This is a genomic window from Rhodoferax sp. (assembly GCF_030653815.1).
Lineage (GTDB): Bacteria > Pseudomonadota > Gammaproteobacteria > Burkholderiales > Burkholderiaceae_C > Rhodoferax.
The window spans coordinates 1-24,271 of sequence record NZ_JAURYQ010000022.1; the positions used below are offsets into that span (position 1 = coordinate 1).

At 62.0% G+C, this 24,271-nt stretch carries 27 protein-coding genes; 9 read left to right on the top strand and 18 right to left on the bottom strand.

Going from position 1 to position 24,271, the window contains the following annotated elements; genetic code table 11:
- The first annotated feature begins 240 nt into the window (after positions 1-240).
- From Q7U49_RS07765 to Q7U49_RS07800, 8 genes are all read left to right on the top strand, one after another.
- On the top strand, positions 241-447 hold the full coding sequence (locus tag Q7U49_RS07765) for a helix-turn-helix domain-containing protein (RefSeq protein WP_304763618.1): 207 nt from the start codon (positions 241-243) through the stop codon (positions 445-447).
- A complete protein-coding gene (locus Q7U49_RS07770; protein WP_304763619.1) occupies positions 440-1,858 on the top strand; it encodes an ATP-binding protein in 1,419 nt (472 codons plus the stop codon). The genes Q7U49_RS07765 and Q7U49_RS07770 overlap by 8 nt, the downstream gene beginning before the upstream one ends.
- Before the next feature lie 80 nt (positions 1,859-1,938).
- The gene (locus Q7U49_RS07775; RefSeq protein WP_304763620.1) at positions 1,939-2,565 is read left to right on the top strand and encodes a hypothetical protein; all 627 of its coding nucleotides are present in this window, start codon (positions 1,939-1,941) and stop codon (positions 2,563-2,565) included.
- A 104-nt stretch (positions 2,566-2,669) separates the two neighbouring features.
- Positions 2,670-3,473 carry a PIN domain-containing protein gene (locus Q7U49_RS07780; RefSeq protein WP_304763621.1) on the top strand — a complete coding sequence of 268 codons (804 nt, stop codon included), beginning with the start codon at positions 2,670-2,672 and terminating at the stop codon, positions 3,471-3,473.
- A 100-nt stretch (positions 3,474-3,573) separates the two neighbouring features.
- Positions 3,574-3,852 carry an AbrB/MazE/SpoVT family DNA-binding domain-containing protein gene (locus Q7U49_RS07785; protein WP_304763622.1) on the top strand — a complete coding sequence of 93 codons (279 nt, stop codon included), beginning with the start codon at positions 3,574-3,576 and terminating at the stop codon, positions 3,850-3,852.
- Positions 3,849-4,277, top strand: a complete 429-nt coding sequence (locus Q7U49_RS07790; protein WP_304763623.1) for a putative toxin-antitoxin system toxin component, PIN family — start codon at positions 3,849-3,851, stop codon at positions 4,275-4,277. The genes Q7U49_RS07785 and Q7U49_RS07790 overlap by 4 nt, the downstream gene beginning before the upstream one ends.
- Positions 4,278-4,287: 10 nt before the next feature.
- Positions 4,288-5,829: a class I SAM-dependent DNA methyltransferase gene (locus Q7U49_RS07795; RefSeq protein ID WP_304763624.1), complete on the top strand. Its 1,542-nt coding sequence runs from the start codon at positions 4,288-4,290 to the stop codon at positions 5,827-5,829.
- 2 nt (positions 5,830-5,831) lie between these two features.
- The gene (locus tag Q7U49_RS07800) at positions 5,832-6,584 is read left to right on the top strand and encodes a 16S rRNA (uracil(1498)-N(3))-methyltransferase (RefSeq protein WP_304763625.1); all 753 of its coding nucleotides are present in this window, start codon (positions 5,832-5,834) and stop codon (positions 6,582-6,584) included.
- Here the strand turns inward: Q7U49_RS07800 and Q7U49_RS07805 are convergent.
- The 3 genes from Q7U49_RS07805 to Q7U49_RS07815 form a co-directional block, all read right to left on the bottom strand.
- Complete coding sequence (locus Q7U49_RS07805; RefSeq protein WP_304763626.1) at positions 6,574-8,076, bottom strand: tripartite tricarboxylate transporter permease; 1,503 nt, start codon at positions 8,074-8,076, stop codon at positions 6,574-6,576. The two genes, Q7U49_RS07800 and Q7U49_RS07805, sit on opposite strands and share 11 nt — an antisense overlap.
- Positions 8,073-8,543 carry a tripartite tricarboxylate transporter TctB family protein gene (locus Q7U49_RS07810; RefSeq protein WP_304763627.1) on the bottom strand — a complete coding sequence of 157 codons (471 nt, stop codon included), beginning with the start codon at positions 8,541-8,543 and terminating at the stop codon, positions 8,073-8,075. The genes Q7U49_RS07805 and Q7U49_RS07810 overlap by 4 nt, the downstream gene beginning before the upstream one ends.
- Positions 8,544-8,613: 70 nt before the next feature.
- Entirely contained in the window at positions 8,614-9,600 is a 987-nt protein-coding gene (locus Q7U49_RS07815) for a tripartite tricarboxylate transporter substrate binding protein (RefSeq protein WP_304763628.1), read from the bottom strand.
- A 200-nt stretch (positions 9,601-9,800) separates the two neighbouring features.
- Between Q7U49_RS07815 and Q7U49_RS07820 the strand changes: the two genes are divergently transcribed.
- Entirely contained in the window at positions 9,801-10,661 is an 861-nt protein-coding gene (locus Q7U49_RS07820; RefSeq protein ID WP_304763629.1) for a methylglyoxal synthase, read from the top strand.
- A 44-nt stretch (positions 10,662-10,705) separates the two neighbouring features.
- On the opposite strand, the gene Q7U49_RS07825 is transcribed toward Q7U49_RS07820, so the two are convergent.
- The 15 genes from Q7U49_RS07825 to Q7U49_RS07895 all read right to left on the bottom strand — a co-directional run bounded on the left by Q7U49_RS07825 (position 10,706) and on the right by Q7U49_RS07895 (position 24,269).
- The gene (locus Q7U49_RS07825; protein WP_304763630.1) at positions 10,706-12,175 is read right to left on the bottom strand and encodes a sensor histidine kinase; all 1,470 of its coding nucleotides are present in this window, start codon (positions 12,173-12,175) and stop codon (positions 10,706-10,708) included.
- On the bottom strand, positions 12,175-12,840 hold the full coding sequence (locus tag Q7U49_RS07830) for a response regulator (RefSeq protein ID WP_304763631.1): 666 nt from the start codon (positions 12,838-12,840) through the stop codon (positions 12,175-12,177). Before Q7U49_RS07830 ends, Q7U49_RS07825 begins: the two co-directional genes overlap by 1 nt.
- A 71-nt stretch (positions 12,841-12,911) precedes the next feature.
- Positions 12,912-13,964, bottom strand: a complete 1,053-nt coding sequence (locus tag Q7U49_RS07835) for an AbrB family transcriptional regulator (protein WP_304763632.1) — start codon at positions 13,962-13,964, stop codon at positions 12,912-12,914.
- Complete coding sequence (gene metW / locus Q7U49_RS07840) at positions 13,961-14,554, bottom strand: methionine biosynthesis protein MetW (RefSeq protein WP_304763633.1); 594 nt, start codon at positions 14,552-14,554, stop codon at positions 13,961-13,963. The genes Q7U49_RS07835 and metW overlap by 4 nt, the downstream gene beginning before the upstream one ends.
- Positions 14,551-15,699, bottom strand: a complete 1,149-nt coding sequence (locus Q7U49_RS07845; protein ID WP_304763634.1) for a homoserine O-acetyltransferase — start codon at positions 15,697-15,699, stop codon at positions 14,551-14,553. The genes metW and Q7U49_RS07845 overlap by 4 nt, the downstream gene beginning before the upstream one ends.
- Positions 15,700-15,756: 57 nt before the next feature.
- A complete protein-coding gene (locus tag Q7U49_RS07850) occupies positions 15,757-17,052 on the bottom strand; it encodes an acetyl-CoA hydrolase/transferase family protein (protein ID WP_304763635.1) in 1,296 nt (431 codons plus the stop codon).
- 106 nt (positions 17,053-17,158) lie between these two features.
- The gene (gene maiA / locus Q7U49_RS07855; protein ID WP_304763636.1) at positions 17,159-17,797 is read right to left on the bottom strand and encodes a maleylacetoacetate isomerase; all 639 of its coding nucleotides are present in this window, start codon (positions 17,795-17,797) and stop codon (positions 17,159-17,161) included.
- 26 nt (positions 17,798-17,823) lie between these two features.
- The gene (locus Q7U49_RS07860; RefSeq protein WP_304763637.1) at positions 17,824-18,435 is read right to left on the bottom strand and encodes a phenylacetic acid degradation protein PaaY; all 612 of its coding nucleotides are present in this window, start codon (positions 18,433-18,435) and stop codon (positions 17,824-17,826) included.
- Between the two features lie 24 nt (positions 18,436-18,459).
- A complete protein-coding gene (locus Q7U49_RS07865; RefSeq protein ID WP_304763638.1) occupies positions 18,460-19,566 on the bottom strand; it encodes a 2Fe-2S iron-sulfur cluster-binding protein in 1,107 nt (368 codons plus the stop codon).
- Positions 19,567-19,572: 6 nt separating this feature from the next.
- Complete coding sequence (gene paaD / locus Q7U49_RS07870) at positions 19,573-20,166, bottom strand: 1,2-phenylacetyl-CoA epoxidase subunit PaaD (RefSeq protein WP_370653980.1); 594 nt, start codon at positions 20,164-20,166, stop codon at positions 19,573-19,575.
- A 5-nt stretch (positions 20,167-20,171) separates the two neighbouring features.
- On the bottom strand, positions 20,172-20,960 hold the full coding sequence (gene paaC, locus Q7U49_RS07875) for a 1,2-phenylacetyl-CoA epoxidase subunit PaaC (RefSeq protein WP_304763639.1): 789 nt from the start codon (positions 20,958-20,960) through the stop codon (positions 20,172-20,174).
- On the bottom strand, positions 20,960-21,262 hold the full coding sequence (gene paaB / locus Q7U49_RS07880; protein ID WP_304729157.1) for a 1,2-phenylacetyl-CoA epoxidase subunit PaaB: 303 nt from the start codon (positions 21,260-21,262) through the stop codon (positions 20,960-20,962). The genes paaC and paaB overlap by 1 nt, the downstream gene beginning before the upstream one ends.
- A complete protein-coding gene (gene paaA, locus Q7U49_RS07885) occupies positions 21,259-22,272 on the bottom strand; it encodes a 1,2-phenylacetyl-CoA epoxidase subunit PaaA (protein WP_304763640.1) in 1,014 nt (337 codons plus the stop codon). Before paaA ends, paaB begins: the two co-directional genes overlap by 4 nt.
- A gap of 32 nt (positions 22,273-22,304) precedes the next feature.
- Positions 22,305-23,090, bottom strand: a complete 786-nt coding sequence (locus tag Q7U49_RS07890; RefSeq protein WP_304763641.1) for an enoyl-CoA hydratase/isomerase family protein — start codon at positions 23,088-23,090, stop codon at positions 22,305-22,307.
- A gap of 33 nt (positions 23,091-23,123) precedes the next feature.
- Complete coding sequence (locus Q7U49_RS07895; RefSeq protein WP_304763642.1) at positions 23,124-24,269, bottom strand: ABC transporter substrate-binding protein; 1,146 nt, start codon at positions 24,267-24,269, stop codon at positions 23,124-23,126.
- Positions 24,270-24,271 lie beyond the last annotated feature (2 nt).

Below are 24,271 nucleotides of genomic sequence, written 5' to 3' on the forward strand. Positions count from 1 at the left end.
TTTGGTATAACCGGACTCGACTGCATTCGACGCTGGCCTATGTCAGCCCGATGAAGTTCGAACAGAACTGGCTTGCTAATCAGCCCAAGCAAGCCAACTCATGATCTCGGTTATGGGATACGGATTCCAGGGGCAAGGTCAGTCAGGCTTTTGTTGATTGGATTGTTGAACGGGTAAAGCAAGATCCTCAATTTTTCGTGAAGGCGCGCGAAGCTTCTAGGAAGTCACCAAGGAAACTCCATGCGCCAGCTTGACCTTTTCTCCGCCCTGCAGTCCAGCACCGAGGGCATCGACACCGAATTCAAATCGGCACGCGGTGGCATGCCCGGCAGCTTTTGGGAGTCCTATTCCGCCATGGCCAACACCCAGGGTGGCACCATTGTTTTGGGCGTGGCCGAAGAGCCCACCGGCCTGGCCAATTTATATTCTCATTCCTGCCATGATTGATCTTGCAACCCTCGCCCGCTGGCTTGTCGCTCCCGCCGAACATGAGCGCCTTGAATTCAAAGAGGCCAAGCAGCAGTACGACACCACCAAACTCTTGCGTTACTGTGTGGCGCTGGCCAATGAAGGCGGTGGGCATATTGTGCTGGGCGTATCCGACAAGCCACCACGTCGCGTGGTTGGCACGCAAGCCTTTGTTGCGCTGACGGACCTCAACAAAATCAAGGCTTACATTGTTGAGAAGTTGCGCCTTCGGGTGGATGCAATAGAGCTGGTGCATCCAGATGGCCGAGTTTTGGTTTTTGAGGTGCCAACCCGCCCCGTTGGTCAGCCGCTGGATTTTGAAGGTGCCTACCTGATGCGCGCTGGGGAAGATTTGGTGCCGATGACACCAGACTACTTGCGACGTATTTTTGCCGAGGGTCAGCCCGACTGGTTTGTCCAGCCTGCCAAGGTGGACGCCAGCTCGGATGACGTCATAGCCTTGCTAGACACGCAAGCTTACTTTGAATTGCTGAAGTTGCCGTATCCCACGACGCGTGATGCCGTGTTGGCGCGCTTGCAGGCCGAGGCGCTGATCTTTCCCAGTGAGTCTGGGTGGACCATTTCCAACATGGCGGCCATTTTGTTGGCCAAACGGCTGGATGCGTTTTCACCCGCGTTGGCGCGCAAGGCAGCGCGTGTAATCATTTACGAGGGCATCAACAAGCTCAACACAAAGGACGATAAGCCCGGGTTGCGCGGTTACGCAGTCGGGTTTGGAAGCTTGGTGGACTTTGTGCATTCGGCGGCACCGCAAAATCAGTTTGTCGAGCAGGCGGTGCGGGAAGAAGTCAAGATGTTCCCCAAGCAGGCACTGCGTGAGTTGATTGCCAATGCCTTGGTGCATCAGGACTTTTTGGCATCTGGCGCATCAGTAATGATTGAGCTTTACTCAGACCGTGTGGAAATTTCCAACCCCGGCACGCCACCCATCAAAGTGGAGCGCTTCATTGACGAATATCGCTCGCGCAACGAGCGGCTGGCCGACCTCATGCGCAGATTGGGTATTTGCGAAGAAAAGGGCAGCGGGGTTGATAAAGTGATTCATGCCGCCGAGATATATCAGCTCCCGGCACCGGACTTTCGGGTGGGCGAAATGCGTACCACGGCCCTGCTGTTTGCGCATCAGGACTTTGCCGACATGAGCAAAGGCGACCGTGTCCGCGCTTGTTACCAGCATTGCTGTCTGATGTACGTGACCAATCAGCGTATGTCCAACCAATCTCTGCGACTACGGTTTGGGCTGGGTGAGGACAAAACGGTGGTCACGTCTCAGGTGATTGGCGCGGCAAAAGAGGCCGGTTTGATCAAAGCCGATGAATCGGAAACGACCTCAACCCGCTATGCGCGGTACTTGCCGTTTTGGGCCTAATGGGGTTTGCAAAAGTGCTTAAACGCAAACCGGATTTGTCGCGCTAATCTTTGAAAAGCACATATAAATCAACAGGTTGCGTGTTTAAACGCAAAGCGTCCCTGTCGGACAAGATTCGGGCAGGCTGGAGCGCACAGCATTGGCGCTCACCCAGGCTGGAAGAATCGTTACAGCCCGACCGTGTGAAGCTGGTGCTGCCTATGGTCAGCCTGATACCCGATGAGGTTGACCAGGCGCTGCGCGTGCGTTTTGGCGACCGGTTCGCCAAGCTGGACAAAACGGCCGTGCAAGCGGTGGTGACGGCCCAGGTGGAAGGCAGCGTGACCAATGGCCGCATGCAGGAAATCACCGGGGAACATTCCAAGGACATCACGGGCGTGCTGCAAAACCTGGTGCGTGACGGTCTGTTGACGCAGCAAAACCAGCGGCGCTGGGCGAGCTACCGCGTGGCGGAGGACTCCACCCAATTGCCCGACGACTCCCCTCATTTGGAGGTGGACTCCCCCCAAAGCTCCCCTCAATTGGGCGGGGACTCCCCTCATACCGTGGCGAACTCCCCTCATTTGATGCCGGAACTCCTGTCATTGGTAGAGCCCGCCCGACTCAAACCAAGGCTCCCGGCGGCAGAAATGCAGGTGCTGGTTCTGCGTTTGTGCGATTCCCGGATGTGCCGAATCGGCCTGATCAGTCGTATCGCACGGTGTTAGCGGTTTGAGGTCACAAACTCTGGCCTCAAGTTTGCTTCTGTTTTGGTAGCTTTTAGCGAGACAACTACGGGGTCTAGAGCCCGATTTCTTCTGGGAGGAAGAGCATGAAAGAGCTGCACGCATTGGTGGACTATGAAAACGTCCAGCCGTCTTGGGAGGCGCTGGCCAAGCTGGCACCAGGGTTTACCGATGTGTGGTTGTTCCATGGCCCGCACCAGGCCAAGCAGGCGCAGGCTTTCGCTGCCAGCCAAGAGCGGGTGACTCTGGTGCCGCGCTCGGGCCAGGGGCCTAATGCGCTGGACTTCCATGTGGCGTTCTACCTGGGCTATGTGGCGGCCAAGCACCCGGACGCCGAGCTGGTGGTGGTAGCCAACGACCGTGGTTACGACCCCATGCTGGCGCACGCCCGCATGCTCAAGTTTCGCGCCCGCCGCGTTGGCTACAAGGGGCCCGTGGCCAAGAAGGCTGCCGTACTGAAACCCGCTGCGCCAGCAGCCGTGCCTGTGGTGGCCAAGAAGGCGGTTGCCAAGAAAGCCGTGGCGAAAAAGGCAGTAGCAAAGCAAGCTTCACCCAAGCCTGCGGCGTCCGGCAAAGTGGCTGCTGCCAAAAAGGCACCCGCCGCCAAGAAAGCGCCTGCAGTTAAAAAAGCCGTGACCAAGAAAGTAGTTGTACCCAAGCCCGATCCCAAACTCGCCGCGACGCCAGACGCCAAGCTGATCGCTCGTATTGCCAAGGGGCTGGCCAAGATGGGAGACAAGGCGCCAACCAAGCTGAAGTCATTCCTGAACGCGCTCAAGCCAATGCTGGACAAGAACAGCACGGCGGCAGACGCCGAAGCCATGGTGCAGACCCTGCAGAACAAGGGCGTTGTGCAAGTGCAGGGCGCAGTGGTTACTTACCCCAAGTGATGTGGTGCGGGCTGCGCCAGGCGCTGCGCCTTAGTCGTGGGTCTGGACAGGAATGCGGAAAACAGCTAAAGTAAGAATTCCTTACTTTCGGAGAAAAGTCATGCTTGCCAAAATGACTTCCAAAAACCAGCTCACATTGCCCAAGAGCGTGATGCAAGCCGTGGGCGCTGCCGAGTATTTTGATGTCGAAACCCGGGCCGGGCAGATCATTCTGACGCCAGTGCGCATTCAGCGCGGCGATGCGGTGCGGGCCAAGTTGGCGGAGCTCGATTTAACCGAAGTTGATATTGCCAATGCCGTCGATTGGGCCAGAGCGACTGCGGCTGCGCCTGCGTTGGCAGCAGAACCTGTCGCGCCTTACCGTGTCACCAAACCATGACCAGCCCGATACGCGTGGTGCTGGACACCAACGTGGTGTTGTCGGCGCTGGTGTTTGGTGGTGGCCAAGCGGGGCAACTTCGGCTGGGTTGGCAGCAGGGTGCCTTTGTGCCCTTGGTCAGCACTGCCACCGCGCAGGAGTTGGTGCGCGTGCTGGCCTACCCCAAGTTTCGTCTGTCAAAGTCAGACCAGGATGAGTTGCTGGCAGACTATCTGCCATACGCCCAAACGGTACGTGTTCCCCAGCCACCACCAGCGGTGCCGGAGTGTCGTGATCCTCTGGATATGCCATTCATGCAGCTTGCAGTGGCTGGCAAGGCGCAAGTGCTGGTTTCTGGCGACCAGGATTTGCTGGTGTTGTCAGGCGAATTCAAGCAGGCCAGTGGCTGCCTCATCCTGACGATGGACATGTTCCTCAAGCTATAAGAAAGAACCCATGAACTCAGCCACTATCGTCCAGAAGCTCTGGAACTACTGCAACGTGCTGCGCGACGACGGCATGAGCTACGGCGACTATGTGGAGCAGCTCACTTATTTGTTGTTCCTCAAGATGGCCGACGAGCGCAGCAAGCCGCCGTTCAACCTTGCCGGCGATTCACCCAGCCCCATCCTCAAGGGGTATGACTGGCCGTCATTGTTGGAGCGTGACGGCGACGAACTGTTTGACCATTACCGCCACACGCTGGAGCGGCTGGGGGCCGAAAAGGGCACTATCGGCCTGATTTTCGGCAAGGCGCAAAACAAGTTCCAGGACCCGGCCAAGCTGCGTCGTCTGGTGGTGGACCTGATCGATGGTGAAAACTGGTCGGCCATGGGTGCGGATGTGAAAGGTGACGCCTACGAGGGCCTGTTGGAAAAAAACGCGCAAGACACCAAGAGTGGTGCCGGCCAGTACTTCACGCCGCGCCCCTTGATTCAGGCCATGGTGGACTGCATTGCGCCCAAACCGGGTGAAACCATTTGCGACCCGGCCTGTGGCACCGGCGGCTTTTTGTTTGCCGCGCACAACCATGTGGCGGAGCACAACGCCAACCTCACGCGTGAGCAGAAGAAGCACCTGAAAGAAAAGGCCTTCACCGGCTACGAACTCGTGCAAAGCACCGCGCGCCTGGCCGCCATGAACATGATGTTGCACGGCATTGGTTCTGACAAGTCGGTGCCCATCGTGGTGGCGGACGCTCTGGCTGCCGACCCCGGCGAGCGCTTTGACGTGGTGTTGGCGAATCCGCCCTTTGGCAAGAAGAGCAGCACCATGATCACCGGGGCCGAGGGCAAAGTAAGCACCGAAAAAGACGTGATCGAGCGCGACGACTTCTGGGCCACCACGTCCAACAAGCAGCTCAACTTTGTGCAGCACATCAAGACTCTGCTCAAGCAGTATGGCCGTGCCGCCGTGGTGCTGCCTGACAACGTGCTGTTTGAAGGCGGCGCGGGTGAGACCATCCGTAAGAAGCTGTTGCACGAGTGCGATGTGCATACGCTGCTGCGTTTGCCCACCGGCCTGTTTTACGCGCAGGGCGTGAAAGCCAATGTGATCTTCTTTGAGCGCAAGCCCGCATCAGAAACACCCTGGACCAAGAAGCTCTGGATTTACGACCTGCGCACCAACCAGCACTTCACGCTCAAGACCAACCCGCTCAGGCGCGAACATCTGGACGAGTTTGTCAGGCTGTACAACCCGGCCAATCGGCATGACCGCAAGGCTACCTGGAGCGCCGAGCCTTCGACAGGCTCAGGCCGAACGGACGAAAGTACCGGCCCCGAGGGCCGCTGGCGCGTGTACGACTATACCGATCTGATCGCTCGGGATAAAGCCAGTCTGGACATCTTCTGGCTCAAGGACGACAGCCTGGCCGACAGCGACAACCTGCCGCCGCCCGACGTGATCGCGCAAGAAATTGTGGACGACCTGGAAGCAGCGCTGGAGCAGTTCCGGCTGATCGCAGGTGATTTGGCGGGTGATCCTGAGAAAATATAGTCATGCCCCGTTTTTACTGCCCCACTCCCCTGACCCCCGGCGAGCTGCTGGACTTGCCCGCCAGCGCCGCGCGCCATGTGCAGGTGTTGCGCCTGCAGCCTGGTGATGTCATCACGCTGTTCAATGGCGGGCCGGAGGTGCCAGGCAGCAGTGGTGGTGAATTTGAAGCGACCGTCACCCAGATGGGTCGCAACCACGTGCAGGTGCAGGTCGGTGCGCACACGGCGGTGGAGCGCGAAGCCGCGCTGCAGGTGCACCTGGCGGTGGGCATGCCGGCCAATGAGCGCATGGATTGGCTGGTGGAAAAAGCGTCTGAGTTGGGTGTGGCCAGCATCCAGCCGCTGATGACCGAACGCAGCGTGTTGCGCCTGAGCGGTGAGCGCGCCGACAAGAAACAGGCGCACTGGCAAAGTGTGGCGGTGGCGGCCTGCGAGCAGTGCGGCGGCAACCGGGTGCCGCGCGTGCACGCGGTGATGACGCTGGCGCAGTGGCTCAAGGCGCAGACCCTTTTGGATGCGGCGCAGTCACCGCGTCTGTTGCTGTCCTTGCGGCCCGAGTCGGTGGGGCTGCGCGCAGCGACCCGGACTACGGCGACCGACATCACTTTCCTGTCTGGCCCCGAAGGCGGCTTGAGTCTTGCGGAAGAAGACGCCGCGCTGGCCCAGGGCTTTGCCCCGGTGACGCTGGGGCCGCGCGTGCTGCGCTCCGAGACCGCGGCCATTGCGGCCGCGGCGGCGTTGCTGATCAGCGACTAGCCTTCAACTGACTCCAGCGGCGGTAGAGCGGCGGCACCAGCAGCATCGCCACCACGCCGATCCACAAGCCTCTGGAAATCGCGCTTTCCATCAGAATGCCCAGCTCGCCATTGGTGATGGACAAGGCGCGGCGCAGGTTTTGCTCCATCAAGTCACCCAACACAAAACCCAGAATCAGCGGCGCCATGGGCACGCCGGTCTTGCGCAGCAAATAGCCGGCAATGCCCAGGCCGCCCATCAGCATCAAGTCAAACGTGGTGGCGTGCACCGAATACACGCCGACTGCGCTGATGGCCAGAATGCCCGGCACCAGCAGCCAGTTGGGTACCAGCAAAATGCGGGTGAACAGGCCCACCAGCGGGATGTTGATGAGCAGCAGCAGGATGTTGCCGATGAACATGGACGCAATCAGGCCCCACACCAGCGCCGGCTGCTGGGTGAACAGCGCCGGCCCCGGCGTGATGTTGTAGAGCGACAGCGCCCCCACCATCACCGCCGTGGTGCCCGAGCCCGGCACACCGAGTGTCAGCATGGGAATGAACGAGCCGTTGGCCGAGGCATTGTTGGCCGCCTCGGGCGCGCAGACGCCACGGATGTCGCCCTTGCCAAAGGTGCCGTCCTTGTCGCTCATGCGTTTTTCCACGGTGTAGGCCATGGCGCTGGCGATGGTTGCGCCGGCACCGGGCAGCACGCCCACCACAAAACCGATCAGCGCCGAGCGCACAGTGCACCACCAGGTCAGCGCCATTTCTTTCAGGTTGAACAGGTTGCGCCCGGTGACACGAATCAGTCCACTGGCATTGGCCTGGTGCTCCAGCATCAGCAAAATTTCGCTGACCGAAAACAGGCCAATCACCACCACGATGAACTGGATGCCGTCGCTCAAGTGCACGTTGTCGCCGGTAAAGCGGTAGACCCCTGAATTGGAGTCCAGCCCCACAGTGGACAGCGACAGGCCAATGGCCGCGGCCAGCACGGCTTTCAGGGGCTGGTTGCCCATCAGCCCGGTGATGCAGGCAAAGGCAAAACACATCAGCGCAAAGTATTCCGCCGGGCCGAAGGCCAGCGCCCAGCGCGCCAGCAGCGGCGCGAACAAGACGATGCCGATGGTGGCAATGGTCGAGCCGATGAACGAGCTCCAGGCCGAAATTGACAGTGCCACGCCGCCCTGACCCTTGGCGGCCATGGGGTGGCCGTCGATGGCGGTCATGATGGCGCCCGCGTCCCCCGGCACATTGAGCAAAATGGAAGAAATTCGGCCGCCAAATTCACAGCCGATATAAACCGCCGTGAGCAGGATCAATGCGGTCTCGGCCGGTAGCTTCAAGGCAAAAGCCAGCGGCATCAACAGCGCCACGCCATTGATCGGGCCCAGGCCGGGCAGCATGCCGACAATGGTGCCTATCAGCGCACCCAGGGCAGCCACCAGCAGGTTGATCGGCATCAGGGCGACGCCAAAACCTTCCGCCAGATGTAGCAAGGTATCCATCAACGCCCTCCCAGTAAAAACGACAGCACCCCAGTGGGCAAAATCACATCCAGCAGCTTGTCAAACAGCACATAAAACCCCAGACCCATCACCAGGCCACCGACCAGGCTCTTCTTCAGGGTGCCACCAAAGGCCATGCCCACCGGCACCGCCATCAGCGTGGTCGCCAGCCAGAAACCCAGTGTGCGGAACAGTGCGCCGTACACCATCACAGCGGCAGCGCACAAGGCTACCGCTTTCCAGTCCAGTGGCGAGGTGGCTGCCAGCACCGGGGTGTTTGAGGCCACAGCATGGGCCTGGCGCTTGACCAAAAGCCATGCGCCCACCAGCCCCAGAATGGCGGCGAGCAGCGTCGGGAAGGCGCGCGGCCCGACCGGTTCATAAGAAATTTCGGCGGCATAGCCGTGCGCTGCCCAAGCCATGGCCGCAGCCATGACCAGGCAGATCGCGCCCAAGATGCGATCACCCATGATGTCCCCTCAAAAAATAGCTGCTGGCGCTTTTTTTGTCAGCGCCAGCAGTGGATTCGGCTCAATTAACTTACTGTGCAACCTTGAGGTTGAAGTCTTTGGCCAGCTGGCGGTAGGCCACCATGCGGTCCTTGATGAAGGCATCCAGTTCCTTGCCGGTCATGGCGAACTTGAACATGCCGCGCTCGGCGCGCAATTTGTCGTAGGCCGGTGTGGCCATCATCTTGGCAAAGGTGTCGCTCCAGACCTTGAAGTCGGCATCGCTGACCTTGGGGCCCATGAAGAAGCCGCGAATGATCGGCCACTGCACGTCATAACCCTGCTCCTTCATGGTGGGCACGCCGGACAGCGAACCTTCCTGGCGCTTGTCGGCCAGGATCGCCAGCACGCGGATCTTGGAGCCGGCCTTGATCTGCTCTTCGGCTTCAGCGGCATCGCCCGAGTACACCTGCACGTGGCCACCCTGCAGCGCGGTGATGGCTTCGCCACCGCCTTCAAAGGCGACAAAACGCATGGCCTTGGGGTCGAGTCCGGCGGCGCGCGCAGTCAATGCCGCTTTCATCCAGTCCTGGCTGCCGACGCTGCCGCCGGCACCAAACACGACTTTGCTCGGGTCGGCCTTGATGGCGGCCACCAGGTCCTTGATCGACTTGAAGGGGGAGTTCTCCGCCACGATCACGGCACCAAAGTCACTGCCCACAGCGGCCAGCCAGCGCACATCGTTTTCGTTGTAGCGGCCGAACTTGCCTTGCGCCAGGTTCAACAGCGACCCGCCCGAAAACGCCACGATGGTGTTGTTTTCATCCGGGCGCTGCGCCACGACGGCGTTGTAGGCCACGGCGCCAATGCCGCCGGGCATGTAGCTCACGCGCATCGGGTCGACCACGTACTTGCCTTCCAGCAAGGCGGTCTGTGCCAGCTTGCAGGTCAAATCGAAGCCGCCGCCCGGCTTGGCCGGGGCAATACATTCGGTCTTGTCCAAGGGGCCTGCCAGTGCGGACAAGCTCAGCAAACCGGCACAGGCCACAGCGGCCAAAGAAACGTGATGCAGACGCATGAGAAATCTCCTGTAAATGTGTTGAAAATGCCGTCGACCACCGTGCGGCGGCCGCGACATGGGGGTGACTGTAGAGAAAAGCGGCTGTCAGCCAGCTTTCAGTGCAGGGTCTGAAAAACTAGGGAAAACCCTTAAGTAGTGCGACATCCTGGGCATCGAGGAATTGGAGATACATTGTCGATAACGCATTGGAGATCACCATGAATTTTGGACTTGTTGCCCATCGTCATCACCGTCTTGGACCGGACTGCACGCTGTTGCGCTGGGCCCGGCTGTGCGAGGCCGACTTGCAGACGCTGGCACTTCAATTACACGCCACGGGCGGTGCGCATGACACGCTGGTGATCAACCGTTTACTGCGTGATCAACTGGCCTCGGTGGGGCATGGACGCGACGGTGGTTTGATGCGCCTTGTGTCTCGCGCGGCGGGTGGGTTGACGCCAGATTCGGCCATCGATGGGGTTTTTTTCTTTATCGACCCGGTCAATCCGACCTCCATGTATCCCGAGACCCAGGCGCTCAAGCGCCAATGTGTCATTCACGGCAAGCCTTTTGTGGCGACGCTGGCCGGCGCCATCGAATGGGTGGCGGTGGAGATGGCCTCAGCCGGGCTTATTGCCCGCGCGTTACCCTTGGCGCAACAATTCCAGGCACTGGAATCCCAGGTGGTGGCCTTGATCGCCCACGATGCGCGCAAGGCCGAGATGATGGCATTTGCTGCTGAGCACTTCGAGTTGCTGTCACGTTTCGCGGGTCGCGTCGCCACCGGCACGACGGGTAGCCAACTCAACGCCATAGCCTGGTCAAAAGGCTGGCCGGCAGCACAAGCGTGGGTCACTTGCTACCAGAGTGGTCCCTTGGGCGGGGACGCCCAGATTGCCGAACTGGTGCTGGACAAACGGTGCCAGAAAGTCATCTTTTTTGAAGATCCGCATGTGGCCCGGCAACATGAGGCAGATATTCAATTGCTTGATCGCGCGGTGTACAGCGCGGGCGAATTCACGACTTGCTTCAATACCCCCGAGATGACCCGGCGCTGGGCAAAGGCCGTGGCACGTTGACAGTCTGTCATTCGGTGTGCGCAAGAGCAAGGATCAGCGCAAGGTCAAAGCGGGGCGTGGGCAGCAGGGTCTTCAGAAGCGACTTGAAAAATCGCCGGCCACCGCAGGGTCACCGTGAGGCCCGGGCGAGTCGGGTCTGCGCTGGTGGCGTGCAGGTTCAAAGCGCCACCATGCCGTTGGGCAATGGCTTTGGCAATGGCCAGGCCCAGGCCGGAGCCGTTGACCTGGCTGCTGCCCCGGTAAAAGCGTTCGCCGGCGTGCGCCAGTTCTTCGGGCGACATGCCGGGGCCGTTGTCGATCACGCGGAGCACCGCTTGCCGGGCGCCTCCGGTAGCAGAATTCACAGGTTCGATACCGGCTTGCACCGTCACCTTGGCCCCCACTGGCGTGTGGTGCAAGGCGTTGTGCAGCACATTGACCAGCGCTTCCTTGAGCAAGCCGGCGTGCGCGTTCACCTCGGCGTGCGCTTCATTCAAGGGCTCAAAACCCAGGTCAATCTGCTTTTGCCGAGCTTGCGGCCAGGCGGCACGCGTGACCTCTTGCGCCAGCGCCACCAGGTCGCAGGGCGCCATGTGCCACTCGGTGGTGTCAGCGCGCGCCAGCGACAGCATTTGATTGGTTTGCCGCACCGTTTCCTCAACCTGCAATTTGATCGCGAGCAGCGCCTGTTTCATCAGTGCCGGGTCGGGTTCACGCAGCGCAAAACCGACCTGCGTGGCCAGCGTGGTCAAAGGCGTGCGCAACTGGTGCGAGGCGTCGTCCATGAACATGCGGCGCGCCTCCATGGCGTCGCGGTAACGCATCACATGGTGGTTGATGGCTTCGACCAGCGGCTGCACGTCATCGGCGATGTTGTGGCTGGCCAGCGGCGTCAGGTCCTGCGGGTCGCGCTGCAAGACGTCCTGGCGCAGGCGCTGCAGCGGGCGCAGCGACCAATTCACCGCAGCCACCAGCAGTGCCACACCAGCCAGCAGCAGCAACACGTCACGCGCCAGCGTCTCCATCACCAGGCGGCGGGTGAAGTCCTGGCGACTTTCCAGGGTTTCACCAATCTGGATCACGACCTGGCTTGAGTTGGAGCCGCCCGACAGCGGCTGGTCCAGCGCCCGGGCGTAAGAGCCCAGCCGGATGGGTTCGCCGTAGTACAGGGCATCGCTGAATTGCGGCTGGCCGTTGACCAGCGGCCGGGGTGGCGCGGGCAGGTCGGCGTTGCCAATTTCAACCAGCCCGTCGCCGCTGGCCACCCGGTAAAACACCCGGCCGTTGGCGGTCAGTTCAAAAAACTCCAGCAACCGGTAGGGCAGCTCCACCGACAAGCCGCCACTGGCGGTGGAGATGTTGGCATCGAGCGACTTGATGGCGCCCAACAGCGAGCGGTCGTAGGCGGCATTGGCCGCCCCCAAAGCGGTGCGCCAGCTCACCACAATTTCCAGCCCCATCACCAGCAGCATGCCCGGCAGCAGCACCAGCAGCAGCGTGCGGCGCAGGCTCAGCCGGTGCAGGGCGGCCAGCATCAGTCGCTTTCCAGCACGTAGCCCAGGCCGCGCAGCGTGGTGATGCGCAGCGGCGTGTTGTCCAGGCGCTTGCGCAGCCGGTGCACCAGCACCTCGATGGCTTCGGGCTGCACGTCCACCTCGTCGGAAAACACGCGTTCCATCAGGTCGCGCTTGGACAAAGGTTCGCCGCTGTGCTGCACCAAAGCACACAGCGCCGCGTGCTCGCGCGGGGTCAGGGTCATGGGCACATGCTTGAGCAGCAACTGCTGGCTGACCGGGTCATACACCAGCGGTCCGCAGGCGAATCGTGGGTGATCGCTGCCACGCGAGCGGCGGATCAGCGCCAGCAGGCGGGCTTCGAGTTCGGCCAGCTCAAACGGCTTGGCCAGAAAGTCGTCAGCGCCTTCGCGCAGGGTGCTGACGCGCTCGATGAGCGAATCGCGCGCCGTCAGAATCAACACCGGCAGGCGTTGGTCGGCATCGCGCAAGTCGGCCAGCACGTCATGGCCGTCGCGCCCGGGCAAGCCCAGGTCAAGGATCAGCGCGTCGTAACGGGTGGACTTGAGGCTTTGGCGCACCAGCCGGCCGTCATTGACCCAGTCGACCTGGAACCGGCTCTGTTGCAGCGCCTGTACCAGCCAGGTGGCCAGTGCCGGTTCGTCTTCCGCCAAAAGAATGCGCATGGAGTGAGGGGGTTGGAATGGATGCTGAAGTTTAAGACCTCTGCCAATCCGGCTTCAACGTGCCGCACTGCTCACTTTTTCGCCAGCCACGCGGTCACCCGGGGGCCCAGCACCAGCACCATCAAGAACCGCACCAGTTGCATGGCCATGACAAAGCTGGCGTCGACCGCGCTGGTGGCGGCAATCACCACCACCGAATCGGCACCGCCCGGGCTGGTGGCCAGGTAGGCCGTGAGCGGTGCCACGCCGGCCAGCAGCACCAACAACAGCGCGAGCACCAGGCCCAAGCCCATCAGGGCCGCAATGGCCGCCAACACCATGGGCAGGGCCTGCCAGGCGTGCAGCAGGATGTCACGTGTGAAGCGCAAACCCACGCTCCAGCCGATCACGGCGTAGGCCAGTACCAGCAAGGCGGCGGGCAACTCGATCACCAGCACGCCCAGCGCCTGTAAAACCGTGCCGCCCACCAAAGCCAGCACCAAGCCGCCAGCTGGAATGTGCCAGCGCTGTGCCGCCAATGCTGCCGCAAGGATCAGCAGCAAGGTGGCCCCCAAGTGGTACAGATGCTGCAGGTTCGTGATTGGGTCGGGCACGGCTGGCGTGGCAGGTATGGCCGTCACCACCATCGCCAGATGTGCCACCCCGGCCGCCACGGCTGTGACCAGCACGACGCGGGTGTACTGCATGAAGGCCACCAGCCGCGCGTCGGCGCCATAACTTTCGGCCATCAGCACCATGGCCGAGGCCGCGCCCGGCGCAATGCCCCACAGCGCCGTGGTACCGGGTAAAACTTTTCGCCGCACCAGCAGCCAGCCCAGCAGACCACCAGCGCCGATCACCAGCAGGTTGATACCCAGAAACAGCGGCCAATCGGCCAGCACCTTGCTGAGCGCCGGGGGGCGCATGCTTTGCGCCATCAGGCAGCCCAGTACCGCTTGCGCGAGCATGAAAAAGGGCTTGGGCAGGTTCATCTGCCCCCACTGCAACGACAGCAAAATACCCGTCAACATGCAGCCCAGCAGCACCCCGGCGGGAAAGTGCAAGGCGTGTAAAACGCCGCCCAGCATGCCACTGAGCAACAGCAACACCAACCAGCGCCAACGCAGCGGGAGAACAGGACTCACCGGGACAGCGTGTACACCGAGGTGCCGGCCAACAGGTTGGGCAGCAGGCGCACCACCTTGCCGTCCTGCAGGCCAAAGCTGTCTTGCACCAGCAGCCGGTTGCGGCTGGCCAGCACACCCAGGTCGGCGTGGGTGCCAACGCGGATGTTGGGTGTGTCGAACCACTGGTAGGGCAGGCGTTTGGTTACTGGCATGCGTCCGCCCAATACGCTGATGCGGTTTGGCCAGTGGGCAAAATTGGGAAAGGCCACAATGCCCAGGCGCCCCACGCGCACGGTTTCCAGCAACATCACTTCGGCATTGCGCAGGTGTTGCAGGGTGTCGATTTGCAGCACCACGTCAAAGCTGGCGTCCTCGAACGTGGACAGGCCTTCGTCGAGGTTGAGCTGGATCACGTTGACGCCGCGCTTGACGCAGGCTTGCACATTGGCGTCGTCGATCTCGATGCCGTAACCACTGCAGCCGCGCGCCTGAATCAAATGCGCCAGCATGGCACCGTTGCCGCAACCCAGGTCGAGCACGCGCGAGCCCGACGGCACCAGCTCGGCAATGGCCAACTGGGTGGCGTTGACGACTGTGGTGGCGCTCATGCGGCCCCCCCGGCGGGTTTGACCACGTTGTTGAAATAGGAGCGAATGACGCCCATGTAGCGCGCATCGTCGAGCAAAAAAGCGTCGTGTCCGTGCGGCGCGTTGATTTCCGCGTAGCTGACGTCGCGCTTGTTGTCGAGCAGCGCCTTGACGATCTCGCGGCTGCGCTTGGGGGCAAAGCGCCAGTCGGTGGTGAAGCTCACCAGCAGGAACTTGGACGTGGCCCGTGCCAGCGCCTGGCTCAGGTTGCCGTCAAATTTGCGTGCCGGGTCAAAATAGTCGAGCGCGCGGGTGATCAGCAAGTAGGTGTTGGCGTCAAAGTACTCGGCAAACTTGTCTCCCTGGTAACGCAGGTAACTTTCGATCTGGAATTCGGCCTCCAGCGTGCTGTAAAAGAAACTGCGGTCCTGCTCGCTCTGGCTGCCGGCAATCAGCTGGCGGCCAAACTTTTCGTTCATCACGTCGTCGCTGAGGTAGGTGATGTGGCCGATCATGCGGGCAATGCGCAGGCCGCGCTTGGGCACCGTGCCCTGCGCATAAAAATTCCCGCCATGAAAGTCGGGGTCGGTCTGGATGGCGCGCCGGGCCACTTCGTTGAAGGCAATGTTTTCTGCCGTCAGGTTGGGCGCGCTGGCAATCACCACCGCGTGGCGCACCCGGTCCGGGTACTGTAGCGCCCAGCTCAGCGCCTGCATGCCGCCCAGACTGCCGCCCATCACGGCAGCCAGCGTCTGGATGCCCAGGGCATCGAGCAGCCGGGCCTGCGCGTTGACCCAGTCTTCGACCGTGACCACCGGAAAGTCGGCGCCATAAACGCGCCCGCTGTCGGGGTTAACGTGCATCGGGCCGGTGGAACCAAAACACGAGCCCAGGTTGTTGACGCCAATGACAAAAAAATGCTCGGTGTCAAGCGCCTTGCCCGGCCCGATCATGTTGTGCCACCAGCCCTCGGACTTGTCCTGGCCCGCATAAGTGCCGGCCACATGGTGCGAGGCGTTGAGGGCGTGGCAGATCAACACGGCGTTGGATTGGTCGGCGTTGAGTGTGCCGTAGGTCTCGAAGCTGAGATCGTAGTCCCGAATCGAAGCGCCGCTTTGCAAAGGCAAGGCGGCGGCAAAATGCATGGACTGGGGTGTGACGTTCATAGGTTCAGGAAAAGACTCGCGTCGAGTATAAATCGCGCGTCACCCCTTCAAGAGCCCTTACAGCAGGTTCAAGCGGCGCGCGCCCTCGGTGAGTTCGGCGCGGAAATCCGGGTGGGCAATGGCAATCAATTCCTGTGCGCGTTGTTTGGCTGACTTGCCGCGCAACTGCGCCACGCCGAACTCGGTCACGACGTAATTGACGTCATTCTTGCTGGTGGTGACGTGGGTGCCCGGTGTCAGCGTGGGCACGATGCGCGTCAGGGTGTCGTCCTTGGCGGTGGCGGGCAGCACGATGAAGGACTTGCCGTCGCGTGAGCGGTTGGCGGCGCGCACAAAGTCCACCTGACCACCGCTGCCCGAATACGGCAAAGGACCCAGGCTTTCCGAGCCGCACTGGCCCAGCAAATCGATCTGCAGCGTGGCATTGATCGACACCAGTTTGTCGTTTTGTGCGGCCAGGTAGGGATCGTTGGTGAAGTCCACCGGGTGCATCTCCAGCATCGGGTTGCGTTCCATGAATTGGTACAGCTTTTTGGAGCCGAGGGCGAAGGTGGCGACCATCTTGCCGGGCAGATAGTTCTTTTTGCGGTTGGTGATGGCGCCGCTTTCGATCAGCGTCAGAATGCCGTCGCCGATCATCTCGGTGTGCACCCCCAGGTCGTGCTTGGCGGTGAGCTGCATCACCACCGCATCGGGAATGCCGCCATAACCGATCTGCAGGGTCGAGCCGTCATCGATCATGTCGGCCACGTACTTGCCAATGGCCTGCTGCACCGGGCCTATTTTTGGCAGGCCGACTTCCAGCACCGGTTCGCTGCTCTCCACCAAGGCGCTCACCTGTGACACATGAACGTGGCAATTGCCGTAGGCAAACGGCACGTTGGGGTTAACTTCCAGCACGATGGCGCGCGCCTTCGCCACGGCGGCCATGGTGTAGTCGGGCCCCAGGCTGAGCGAGAAAAAGCCCTTCTCGTCCATCGGCGAAGCCATGGAAAAAACCACATCCGCCGGAATCTGGCCGCGCTGGATCATGACCGGGATGTCGGAAAAACTGCAGGGGATGAAATCGACCGAGCCTTTTTGTCCGCCGGCGCGTGACGCGCCGCCAAAGAAGAACGCCATGTGGCGCACATGGTCCACAGTCTCGGGGTCGAAATAGTCAAACTTGCGCACCGCCAGGATCTGTGCCACCTTGATGTCCTGGAAGCGGCGGCGCTGCTCTGAGAGCGCCGTCAGCAGTGTGGGCGGTTCGCCAACCCCGGTGGGCACGACGATGAAGTCGCCATTGCGCAATTGATCGATGGCGTCTTCAGGGGTGACGCGTTTGCTTTGGTACAGGGCTTGGAATGACATGGGGCTGACATGTTAGGTGGCAGAAATTGTGGATGCGCTCGCAGCCAGACAGGCTGAGCCTAAAGCGGCACATCACCATAACACGAAGCAAAACCCCCCGATAAAATCAGGCAGCGTCGGGCTGGGACCTGGGGGCAGCGAGCGCAAACGCCGGTAGCGCGCTGCAGGCCTGGTCGATGGCCGCAATCAGCGGGTAGGGCGCGAGACTGACTTTGAAACGCCGCGCGCTTTCGACTTGCGCGACCAAGTAGGCGTCGGCCAAGGTCGGGTCCTGACCAAAGCAAAAGTTGCCGCGCTTCGGGTCAGCCGCCAGCAGGGTCTCCAGCGCCTCAAAACCCGCGCTGATCCAAGTGGCGCACCAGGCCAGCACGGCGGCCTCGTCGCAGCCCAGCGTGTGGCGCAGGTACTCCAGCACGCGGCGGTTGTTGAGCGGGTGAATGTCGCAGCCCACGATGGCCGCCAGGGCACGCACGCGGGCCCGATCATTCAGGTCAGTGGGCAGCAGTGGCGGCTGCGGGTAGCGCTCTTCCAGCCATTCGATGATGGCGGGCGACTGGGTCAGCACCAGGTCACCGTGGATCAGCGTGGGCACCAAGCCCTGCGGATTGAGCGCCTTGAAAGCGGCGTCAAAGTGCGCCTCGGCGCGCAAATCGACCGCCACATAGTCCCAGTCCAGGCCCTTGAGATTGAGCACGATGCGCAGACGGTGGGAGGTGCCGCTGCGAAAGTAGTTGTAGATTTTCATGGATTGGCTGCAGTGACTTCAGTGCATCAGGAACCCTGACCGCGTTTGGAAGCAATCAGGGACTTGACATCCGGCGCGCGCACCCGCGGGCGATTGGGCTCGGCGGCCGCCAGTGGCTGCACTTCTGTCAGGCTGGCCAGGCAGCGCCGGGTGAGGTCCTGGTAGGTTTGTGTGCCGGCAAGTTTCCAGGCCATCTCGTCGTCACGCAGGGCGCGTACCAGTTTGGCCGGCACACCGGCCACCAGGGTCGCGGGCGCCACCTGCATGCCGGCGGGCACAAAGGCGCAGGCGGCCACCACCGCGGCCTCGCCCACCACGGCCTCGTCCATGACCACGGCATTCATGCCGACCAGGGCATTGCGGCGCACCACACAGCTGTGCAACACCGCGCCATGGCCGATGTGGCCGTTTTCCTCGACCACCGTGTCCTGCTGCGGAAAGCCGTGCATGACGCAGTTGTCCTGCACGTTGGCGCCCGCTTCCAGCACGATTCGGCCAAAATCCCCGCGCAGGCTGGCGTTGGGGCCCACGTAGCAGTTCGGCCCGATGTGCACATCACCAATCAGCACCGCCGTGGGGTGCACGTAGGCGCTGGGGTCTATCACGGGGATCACCCCTTCAATCGCGTAACAAGGCATGGCAGGTCCAAAAAGTTTCGGAGGTCAACGCTCGTCAAAACTCACGGTGACCGCTTCGCTGGTTGGGCGCGACTGGCAGCTCAGCACAAAGCCCTTGTCGGTTTCCCAGGGTTCCAGGCCGTAATTTTTGTCCATGGCCACGCTGCCGGTGATGACCTTGCAGCGGCAGGTGGCGCAGACGCCGCCTTTGCAGGAAAACGGCAGGTCCAGCCCGGCGGCCATGGCGACGTCGAGCACATGCTCGTCCGGGTTCATGTGCAGCGCGTGCGACTTGCCGTCGAGCACCACGGTCAGAGCGACCTGGCCGCCCGCGGGCAGCTTCATGCTGTTGGCCACCACCGCCTGGCGCGCTTCGGGCGTCATGGTTTCCAGCGTGGGTGAGGTGAAGCGCTCGGTGTGCAGCTGTTTGGCGGGCACACCGGCTTCAAGCAGCGCTTTTTCGGTGACGTTGATCATGGCCTCGGGGCCGCAGATGAACACCTCGTCCATGCTGCCGACCGGCAACAGCGCCGCGATGATGGCCCGCACTTTGTCCCCGTCAATGCGGCCTTGTAGCAGGTCCGCTTCTTGCGCTTGGCGCGACAGAATGTGGATCAGGGTCAGGCGCCCGGCAAAGCGGTCTTTCAGCTCTTGCAAGGCTTCGTTGAACATCACGCTGGCCATGCTGCGGTTGCCGTAGACCAAGGTGAACTTGGCATCTGGCTGGTCTTCCAGCGTGCTGGCCATGATCGACAAAATGGGCGTGATGCCCGAGCCGGCGGCAAAACCGACGCGGTGCAGCGCGCGCGGACGTTTGGAGACAAAGCGACCATCGGGCGGCATCACCGCCAGCGTGTCACCTGCCTTGAGCTGGGTGGCGGCCCAGTTGGAGAAGACACCGCCCTCCATCGGGCGAATGCCCACCACCAGTTCGTGATTTTTTTGCAGGTGGCTATGGGTGCAGCAGATCGAGTAGCTGCGGCGCACATCGGCACCGTCGATCTTGCTGCGCAGGGTCAGGTACTGGCCGGGCTGGAAGTCAAAGCTGTCCAGCAGGGCATCGGGCACGCTCAGGGCAACGGCCACCGAGCCAGCCGCCTCGGGGCTGACACGGGCAACGCGCAGGTCGTGAAAACGGGGAGATGTAGACATGTTGGCCTAATAGGGTTTGAAGTAGTCAAAGGGTTCCAGGCAGTCCAGGCAGCGGTACAGCGCCTTGCAGGCGGTCGAGCCAAAGTGCGAGGTCTCGGTGGTGTTGTGTGAGCCACACTGCGGGCAGGCCACGGTCAGCTCGGTGCCGCCTGTCTTTCTGGCGGCGAACTGCACGACGTTGGCGACCGGCGTGCCACAGCCACTGGGGTGCGGCGGGGCAATGCCATAGGCGCGGAGCTTTTCGCGCGCTTCAGGTGTCATCCAGTCGGTGGACCAGGCCGGCGCAATTTGCGTCAGCACCCGGGCCGCAACACCGGCTTTGGCCAAGGCATTGACCACGTCGTCCTGCATCTGGCTCATGGCCGGACAGCCGCTGTAGGTCGGGGTGATCACCACCTCCAGGCCCGTGGCGGTCTGCCGCACCGCGCGCAAGATGCCCATCTCGCGCAGGTTCACCACCGGAATCTCGGGGTCGGTGACCGACTCCAGCAGATTCCAGGTGGCGTAAAACGCGTCGTTTGGCTCTTTCAGCGCGATCGGGCCGTCGGGCAAGGCCGATGCCGCAGTCTGCGCCTGGCTTGGTGAGGCATGCACTTGCATGGCGATTACCAGACGGCCTCGGGGTGCGCACGCGCCAGGCTTTGCATCTCAGCCAGCACAAATCCCAGGTGCTCGGAATGCACGCCGGTTTTGCCGGTGGTCACAAATCCACCAGCGGCCGGGCGCTTGAGGGTGGCCGCTGCCAGGGCGTCGTCCACGATCGCGTTCCAGCTGGCTTGCAGTGGCCGGGTATCGACCCCGAGCCCCGACTTGACCACGGCAGTTTCCATAATGCTGGGCGTAAAGAACTCCTGCGTGTAGGGCATCAAATGGTTGATGGCCGCCTGCATTTTGGCGTGGGATTCGTCGGTGCCGTCACCCAGGCGCAGCAGCCAGTCATGGGCATGGCGCAGGTGGTATTGGGTTTCCTTGAGCGACTTGGACGCAATGGCGGCCAGTTGTGCATCGGCAGAACCCTTGAGCCCTTCCCACACCAGCACCATCAGGGCGCTGTAGAGAAAGTTGCGGCCAATCGTGACCGCATAGTCCCGGTCGCCACGGCTGGTGGGCGCCAGCGCGGTGCTGTGCGGCAGCTCCAGCAGGGTGTAGTTCTTGAAGTCGGGCACATCGCGGAAGTAAGCCAGCAGGTCTTCGCTGCTTTTGCCGTCCTTGCGCACGGTGGCCACATGCTGGTACAACAGGCGCGCCTGACCGATCAGGTCGAGGCTGTTGTTGGCCAGCGCCAGGTCTTCTTCGAGCACGGGGCCATGGCCGCACCACTCGGCGTTGCGCTGGCCCAGAATGACCGCGTTGTCAGCCAGGTGCAGCAGGTAGTCTTGAAAATAGGCAGCCATTACATGTGCCCCACTTCTTCAGGAATGTCATAAAAGGTGGGGTGACGGTAGATCTTGTCGGCCGCCGGGTCGAACAGCGCATCCTTGTCTTCCGGGGCGCTGGCGGCAATGCTCTTGGACGGCACCACCCAGATGCTCACGCCTTCCTGGCGGCGGGTGTACACGTCACGCGCCATTTGCAGGGCGTGCTGGGCGTCACTGGCGTGCAGGCTGCCACAGTGCTTGTGCTCCAGACCCTGTTTGCTGCGAACAAATACTTCCCAAAGGGGCCAGTCTTTCAATGCGGGGGTGGTGGTGCTCATGCTGCTTCCTTGTGTTGGCTTGGTTGGTGTTTACGGGCGTGGGCCAGGGCGGCGTCGCGCACCCACTGGCCATCGTTATGGGCTTTGACGCGGGTCGACAGGCGCTCAACATTGCACGGGCCGTTGCCGTTCACCGTGGCCCAGAATTCGTCCCAGTCGATCTCGCCATGGTCATAGTGCTGGCGCTCTTCGTTCCATTTCAGCTTGGGGTCGGGCAGGGTCACGCCAAGCACGTTGGCTTGCGGCACGGTGGCGTCGATGAACTTCTGGCGCAAGTCGTCGTTGCTGATGCGCTTGATGCCCCAGCGCATGGCTTGTTCGCTGTGCGGGCTGTTGGCGTCCGGTGGGCCAAACATGGCCAGGCATTTCCACCAGAAGCGGTTCACCGAGTCCTGCACCATGGCTTTTTGTTCGGCCGTGCCTTGCATCATGACCAGCAGCGCTTCATAGCCCTGACGCTGGTGGAACGATTCCTCCTTGCAGACGCGGATCATGGCGCGCGCATAGGGGCCGTAACTGCAGCGGCACAGCGGAATCTGGTTCATGATGGCGGCGCCATCGACCAGCCAGCCAATCGTGCCGACATCGGCCCAGTTCAGCGTCGGGTAGTTGAAGATCGAGCTGTACTTGGCTTTGCCGCTGTGCAGGTCGGCCAGCATCTGGTCGCGCCCGGTGCCCAGGGTTTCGGCCGCGCTGTAGAGGTACAGGCCGTGGCCGCCTTCGTCCTGCACCTTGGCAATCAGAATCGCCTTGCGTTTCAGGCTGGGGGCGCGGCTGATCCAGTTGCCCTCGGGCAGCATGCCCACAATTTCGCTGTGGGCGTGCTGGCTGATCTGGCGCACCAGGGTTTTGCGGTAGGCCTCGGGCATCCAGTCCTGCGGCTCGATCTTGCCATCGGCATCGATGCGGGCATCAAAGCGCGCCTGCGCCTCGGGGTTCTCCAGCGAGGCGACGGGTGCCGCCTTTTTCTGGCCGGGGGTCTCCTGCACATTGAACGACTGTGTGTACATAAGTGATGACTCCTGTGGGTTGAAAAATAAACTTAGCTCACCAGCCAGGCGGGCGGGCGTTTGTCCAGAAAGGCGGCGACACCATTGCGGCCCTCCGCGGTGGCGCGCTGCCGGGCGATGCGCTGGGCGGTGTCTTCGAGCGTTTGCGCGTCAATCGGCCGGCCCTTGATGGCTTCGATCAACTCCTTGGCGGCTTTTTGGGCGCTGGGGGCTCCGGCCAGCAAAGGCTCGATCAAGGCCGCCACGCCGGCATCGAGTGCATCCACCGCCGTGACCTCATTGACCAGGCCAATGCTCAGTGCGCGCTCTGCGCTGATGCGTTCGGCGCTTTGGAAATAACGCAGCGCGTGGCGAGGCCCGATGGCGCGCAGCACATAGGGGCTGATCACTGCCGGAATGATGCCGAACTTGACCTCGGACGTGGAAAACACCGCGTCAGCGCTGGCCACCGCCATGTCACACGCTGCGGCCAGCCCGGTGCCACCGCCCAGGGCGGCGCCTTGAACACGGGCAATGGTCGGCTTGGACAAACCAGCCAGCACGTGCAACATGCGGGCAAAGCGGCGTGCGTCGGCCAGGTTGTCGGCTTCGCTGCCTTCCGCGGCGCGGCGCATCCAGTTCAGGTCGGCGCCGGCCGAAAAATGCCGACCACGCCCGCCCAGCACCACCACGCGCACACTGGCATCCGCGTCCAGCCTGGTGCAGGCCTCGCTCAGGTCGGCAATCAGCTGTTCGTTGAAGGCGTTGAACACCGCCGGGCGGTTCATCCAGACCGTGGCGACCTGGCCGGAACGTTCGATATCTAGTGTCTCAAACATGGTGCTTGTGCGGGTGGGTTGAGTCGGCTGGTCTTATTGCGCCAGCGTCCAGTCGCCGTTCTTGATCTCCAGCATCTTGAAGGCTGACAGGTCGAGGCCCATGTGGTCGGTGGCCGACATGTTGACCAGGCCGCCGGTGCCGACAAAACCCTTGGTGGCTTCAATCGCATCACGCACCTTGGCCTTGTCGGTGCTGCCGGCGCGCTTGATCGCGTCCACCGCCAGCATCAGGCCGTCATAGGCATGGCCGCCAAAGGTCGAAACATCGGATTTCCATTTGGCGCTGTAAGCCTTGGCGTAGCCTTCGGCGACCGGCTTTTGCGGGTCATTGGCGGCCAGTTTGCTGGCCACCAGCAGCGCGGCGGCGGGCAGGCGAACGCCTTCTGCGGCCGGACCGGCGAGCTTGATGAACTCGTCAGACGCCACGCCATGCGCGTGGTACAGCGGCAGCGTCATGCCGAGCTGCTTGTAGCCCTTGGTGGCAATGGCCGGACCCTGGCCCAGACCAAAAATGAACACCGCCTGGACACCCGGGGTATTGCGGATCTTGGTGAGCTGCGGGCTCATGTCGGTGTCTTTCGGGCCGTAGGTTTCATTGGCCACCAAGGTGATGCCGTACTTGGCCGCCACACCCTCGGTTTCCTTCTTGCCCGACTGGCCAAAGCCGCTGGTCTCGGAGAACAGGGCGACCTTGGTCAGGCCGCGTTTTTTCATGTCTTCAAAGACTTTTTCAGCGGCCATGCGGTCGGTGTGCGGAGTTTTGAACACCCACTTCTTGACCGGCTCCACAATCACCACCGCACCCGCCAGGGAAATGAACGGAACGCCGGCCTTTTCGACCAAAGGAACCATCGACATGGTGGACCCGGTGGTGGTGCCGCCCACAATGATGTCGACCTTGTCGTCGTCGATCAGGCGCTTGCCAAAGCCGTTGGCCTTGCCGGCGTCACTGCCGTCGTCGTAATGCACCAACTCCAGCTGGCGACCGATGACGCCGCCTTTCTTGTTGATGTCCTCGACGTACATCTGCAGCGTCTTGAGCTCGGGGTCGCCCAAAAAGGCAGCCGGGCCGGTGACCGACAGAACGGACCCGATCTTGATCGTGTCAGCGGCCATGGCAGCCAGTGTGCCCATTGCCAATGCGGTGCCAATGACCAGTTTTTTCATCGTAAATTTCATGC

Bases quoted from the DNA above. Each gene is read 5' to 3' on its own strand.
- Q7U49_RS07765 (WP_304763618.1), top strand. From the start codon at position 241: ATGCGCCAGCTTGACCTTTTCTCCGCCCTGCAGTCCAGCACCGAGGGC.
- Q7U49_RS07770 (WP_304763619.1), top strand. From the start codon at position 440: ATGATTGATCTTGCAACCCTCGCCCGCTGGCTTGTCGCTCCCGCCGAA.
- Q7U49_RS07780 (WP_304763621.1), top strand. From the start codon at position 2,670: ATGAAAGAGCTGCACGCATTGGTGGACTATGAAAACGTCCAGCCGTCT.
- Q7U49_RS07785 (WP_304763622.1), top strand. From the start codon at position 3,574: ATGCTTGCCAAAATGACTTCCAAAAACCAGCTCACATTGCCCAAGAGC.
- Q7U49_RS07790 (WP_304763623.1), top strand. From the start codon at position 3,849: ATGACCAGCCCGATACGCGTGGTGCTGGACACCAACGTGGTGTTGTCG.
- Q7U49_RS07795 (WP_304763624.1), top strand. From the start codon at position 4,288: ATGAACTCAGCCACTATCGTCCAGAAGCTCTGGAACTACTGCAACGTG.
- Q7U49_RS07800 (WP_304763625.1), top strand. From the start codon at position 5,832: ATGCCCCGTTTTTACTGCCCCACTCCCCTGACCCCCGGCGAGCTGCTG.
- Q7U49_RS07810 (WP_304763627.1), bottom strand. From the start codon at position 8,543: ATGGGTGATCGCATCTTGGGCGCGATCTGCCTGGTCATGGCTGCGGCC.
- Q7U49_RS07815 (WP_304763628.1), bottom strand. From the start codon at position 9,600: ATGCGTCTGCATCACGTTTCTTTGGCCGCTGTGGCCTGTGCCGGTTTG.
- Q7U49_RS07820 (WP_304763629.1), top strand. From the start codon at position 9,801: ATGAATTTTGGACTTGTTGCCCATCGTCATCACCGTCTTGGACCGGAC.
- Q7U49_RS07825 (WP_304763630.1), bottom strand. From the start codon at position 12,175: ATGCTGGCCGCCCTGCACCGGCTGAGCCTGCGCCGCACGCTGCTGCTG.
- Q7U49_RS07830 (WP_304763631.1), bottom strand. From the start codon at position 12,840: ATGCGCATTCTTTTGGCGGAAGACGAACCGGCACTGGCCACCTGGCTG.
- metW (WP_304763633.1), bottom strand. From the start codon at position 14,554: ATGAGCGCCACCACAGTCGTCAACGCCACCCAGTTGGCCATTGCCGAG.
- Q7U49_RS07845 (WP_304763634.1), bottom strand. From the start codon at position 15,699: ATGAACGTCACACCCCAGTCCATGCATTTTGCCGCCGCCTTGCCTTTG.
- Q7U49_RS07850 (WP_304763635.1), bottom strand. From the start codon at position 17,052: ATGTCATTCCAAGCCCTGTACCAAAGCAAACGCGTCACCCCTGAAGAC.
- maiA (WP_304763636.1), bottom strand. From the start codon at position 17,797: ATGAAAATCTACAACTACTTTCGCAGCGGCACCTCCCACCGTCTGCGC.
- Q7U49_RS07860 (WP_304763637.1), bottom strand. From the start codon at position 18,435: ATGCCTTGTTACGCGATTGAAGGGGTGATCCCCGTGATAGACCCCAGC.
- Q7U49_RS07865 (WP_304763638.1), bottom strand. From the start codon at position 19,566: ATGTCTACATCTCCCCGTTTTCACGACCTGCGCGTTGCCCGTGTCAGC.
- paaD (WP_370653980.1), bottom strand. From the start codon at position 20,166: ATGCAAGTGCATGCCTCACCAAGCCAGGCGCAGACTGCGGCATCGGCC.
- paaC (WP_304763639.1), bottom strand. From the start codon at position 20,960: ATGGCTGCCTATTTTCAAGACTACCTGCTGCACCTGGCTGACAACGCG.
- paaB (WP_304729157.1), bottom strand. From the start codon at position 21,262: ATGAGCACCACCACCCCCGCATTGAAAGACTGGCCCCTTTGGGAAGTA.
- paaA (WP_304763640.1), bottom strand. From the start codon at position 22,272: ATGTACACACAGTCGTTCAATGTGCAGGAGACCCCCGGCCAGAAAAAG.
- Q7U49_RS07890 (WP_304763641.1), bottom strand. From the start codon at position 23,090: ATGTTTGAGACACTAGATATCGAACGTTCCGGCCAGGTCGCCACGGTC.
- Q7U49_RS07895 (WP_304763642.1), bottom strand. From the start codon at position 24,269: ATGAAATTTACGATGAAAAAACTGGTCATTGGCACCGCATTGGCAATG.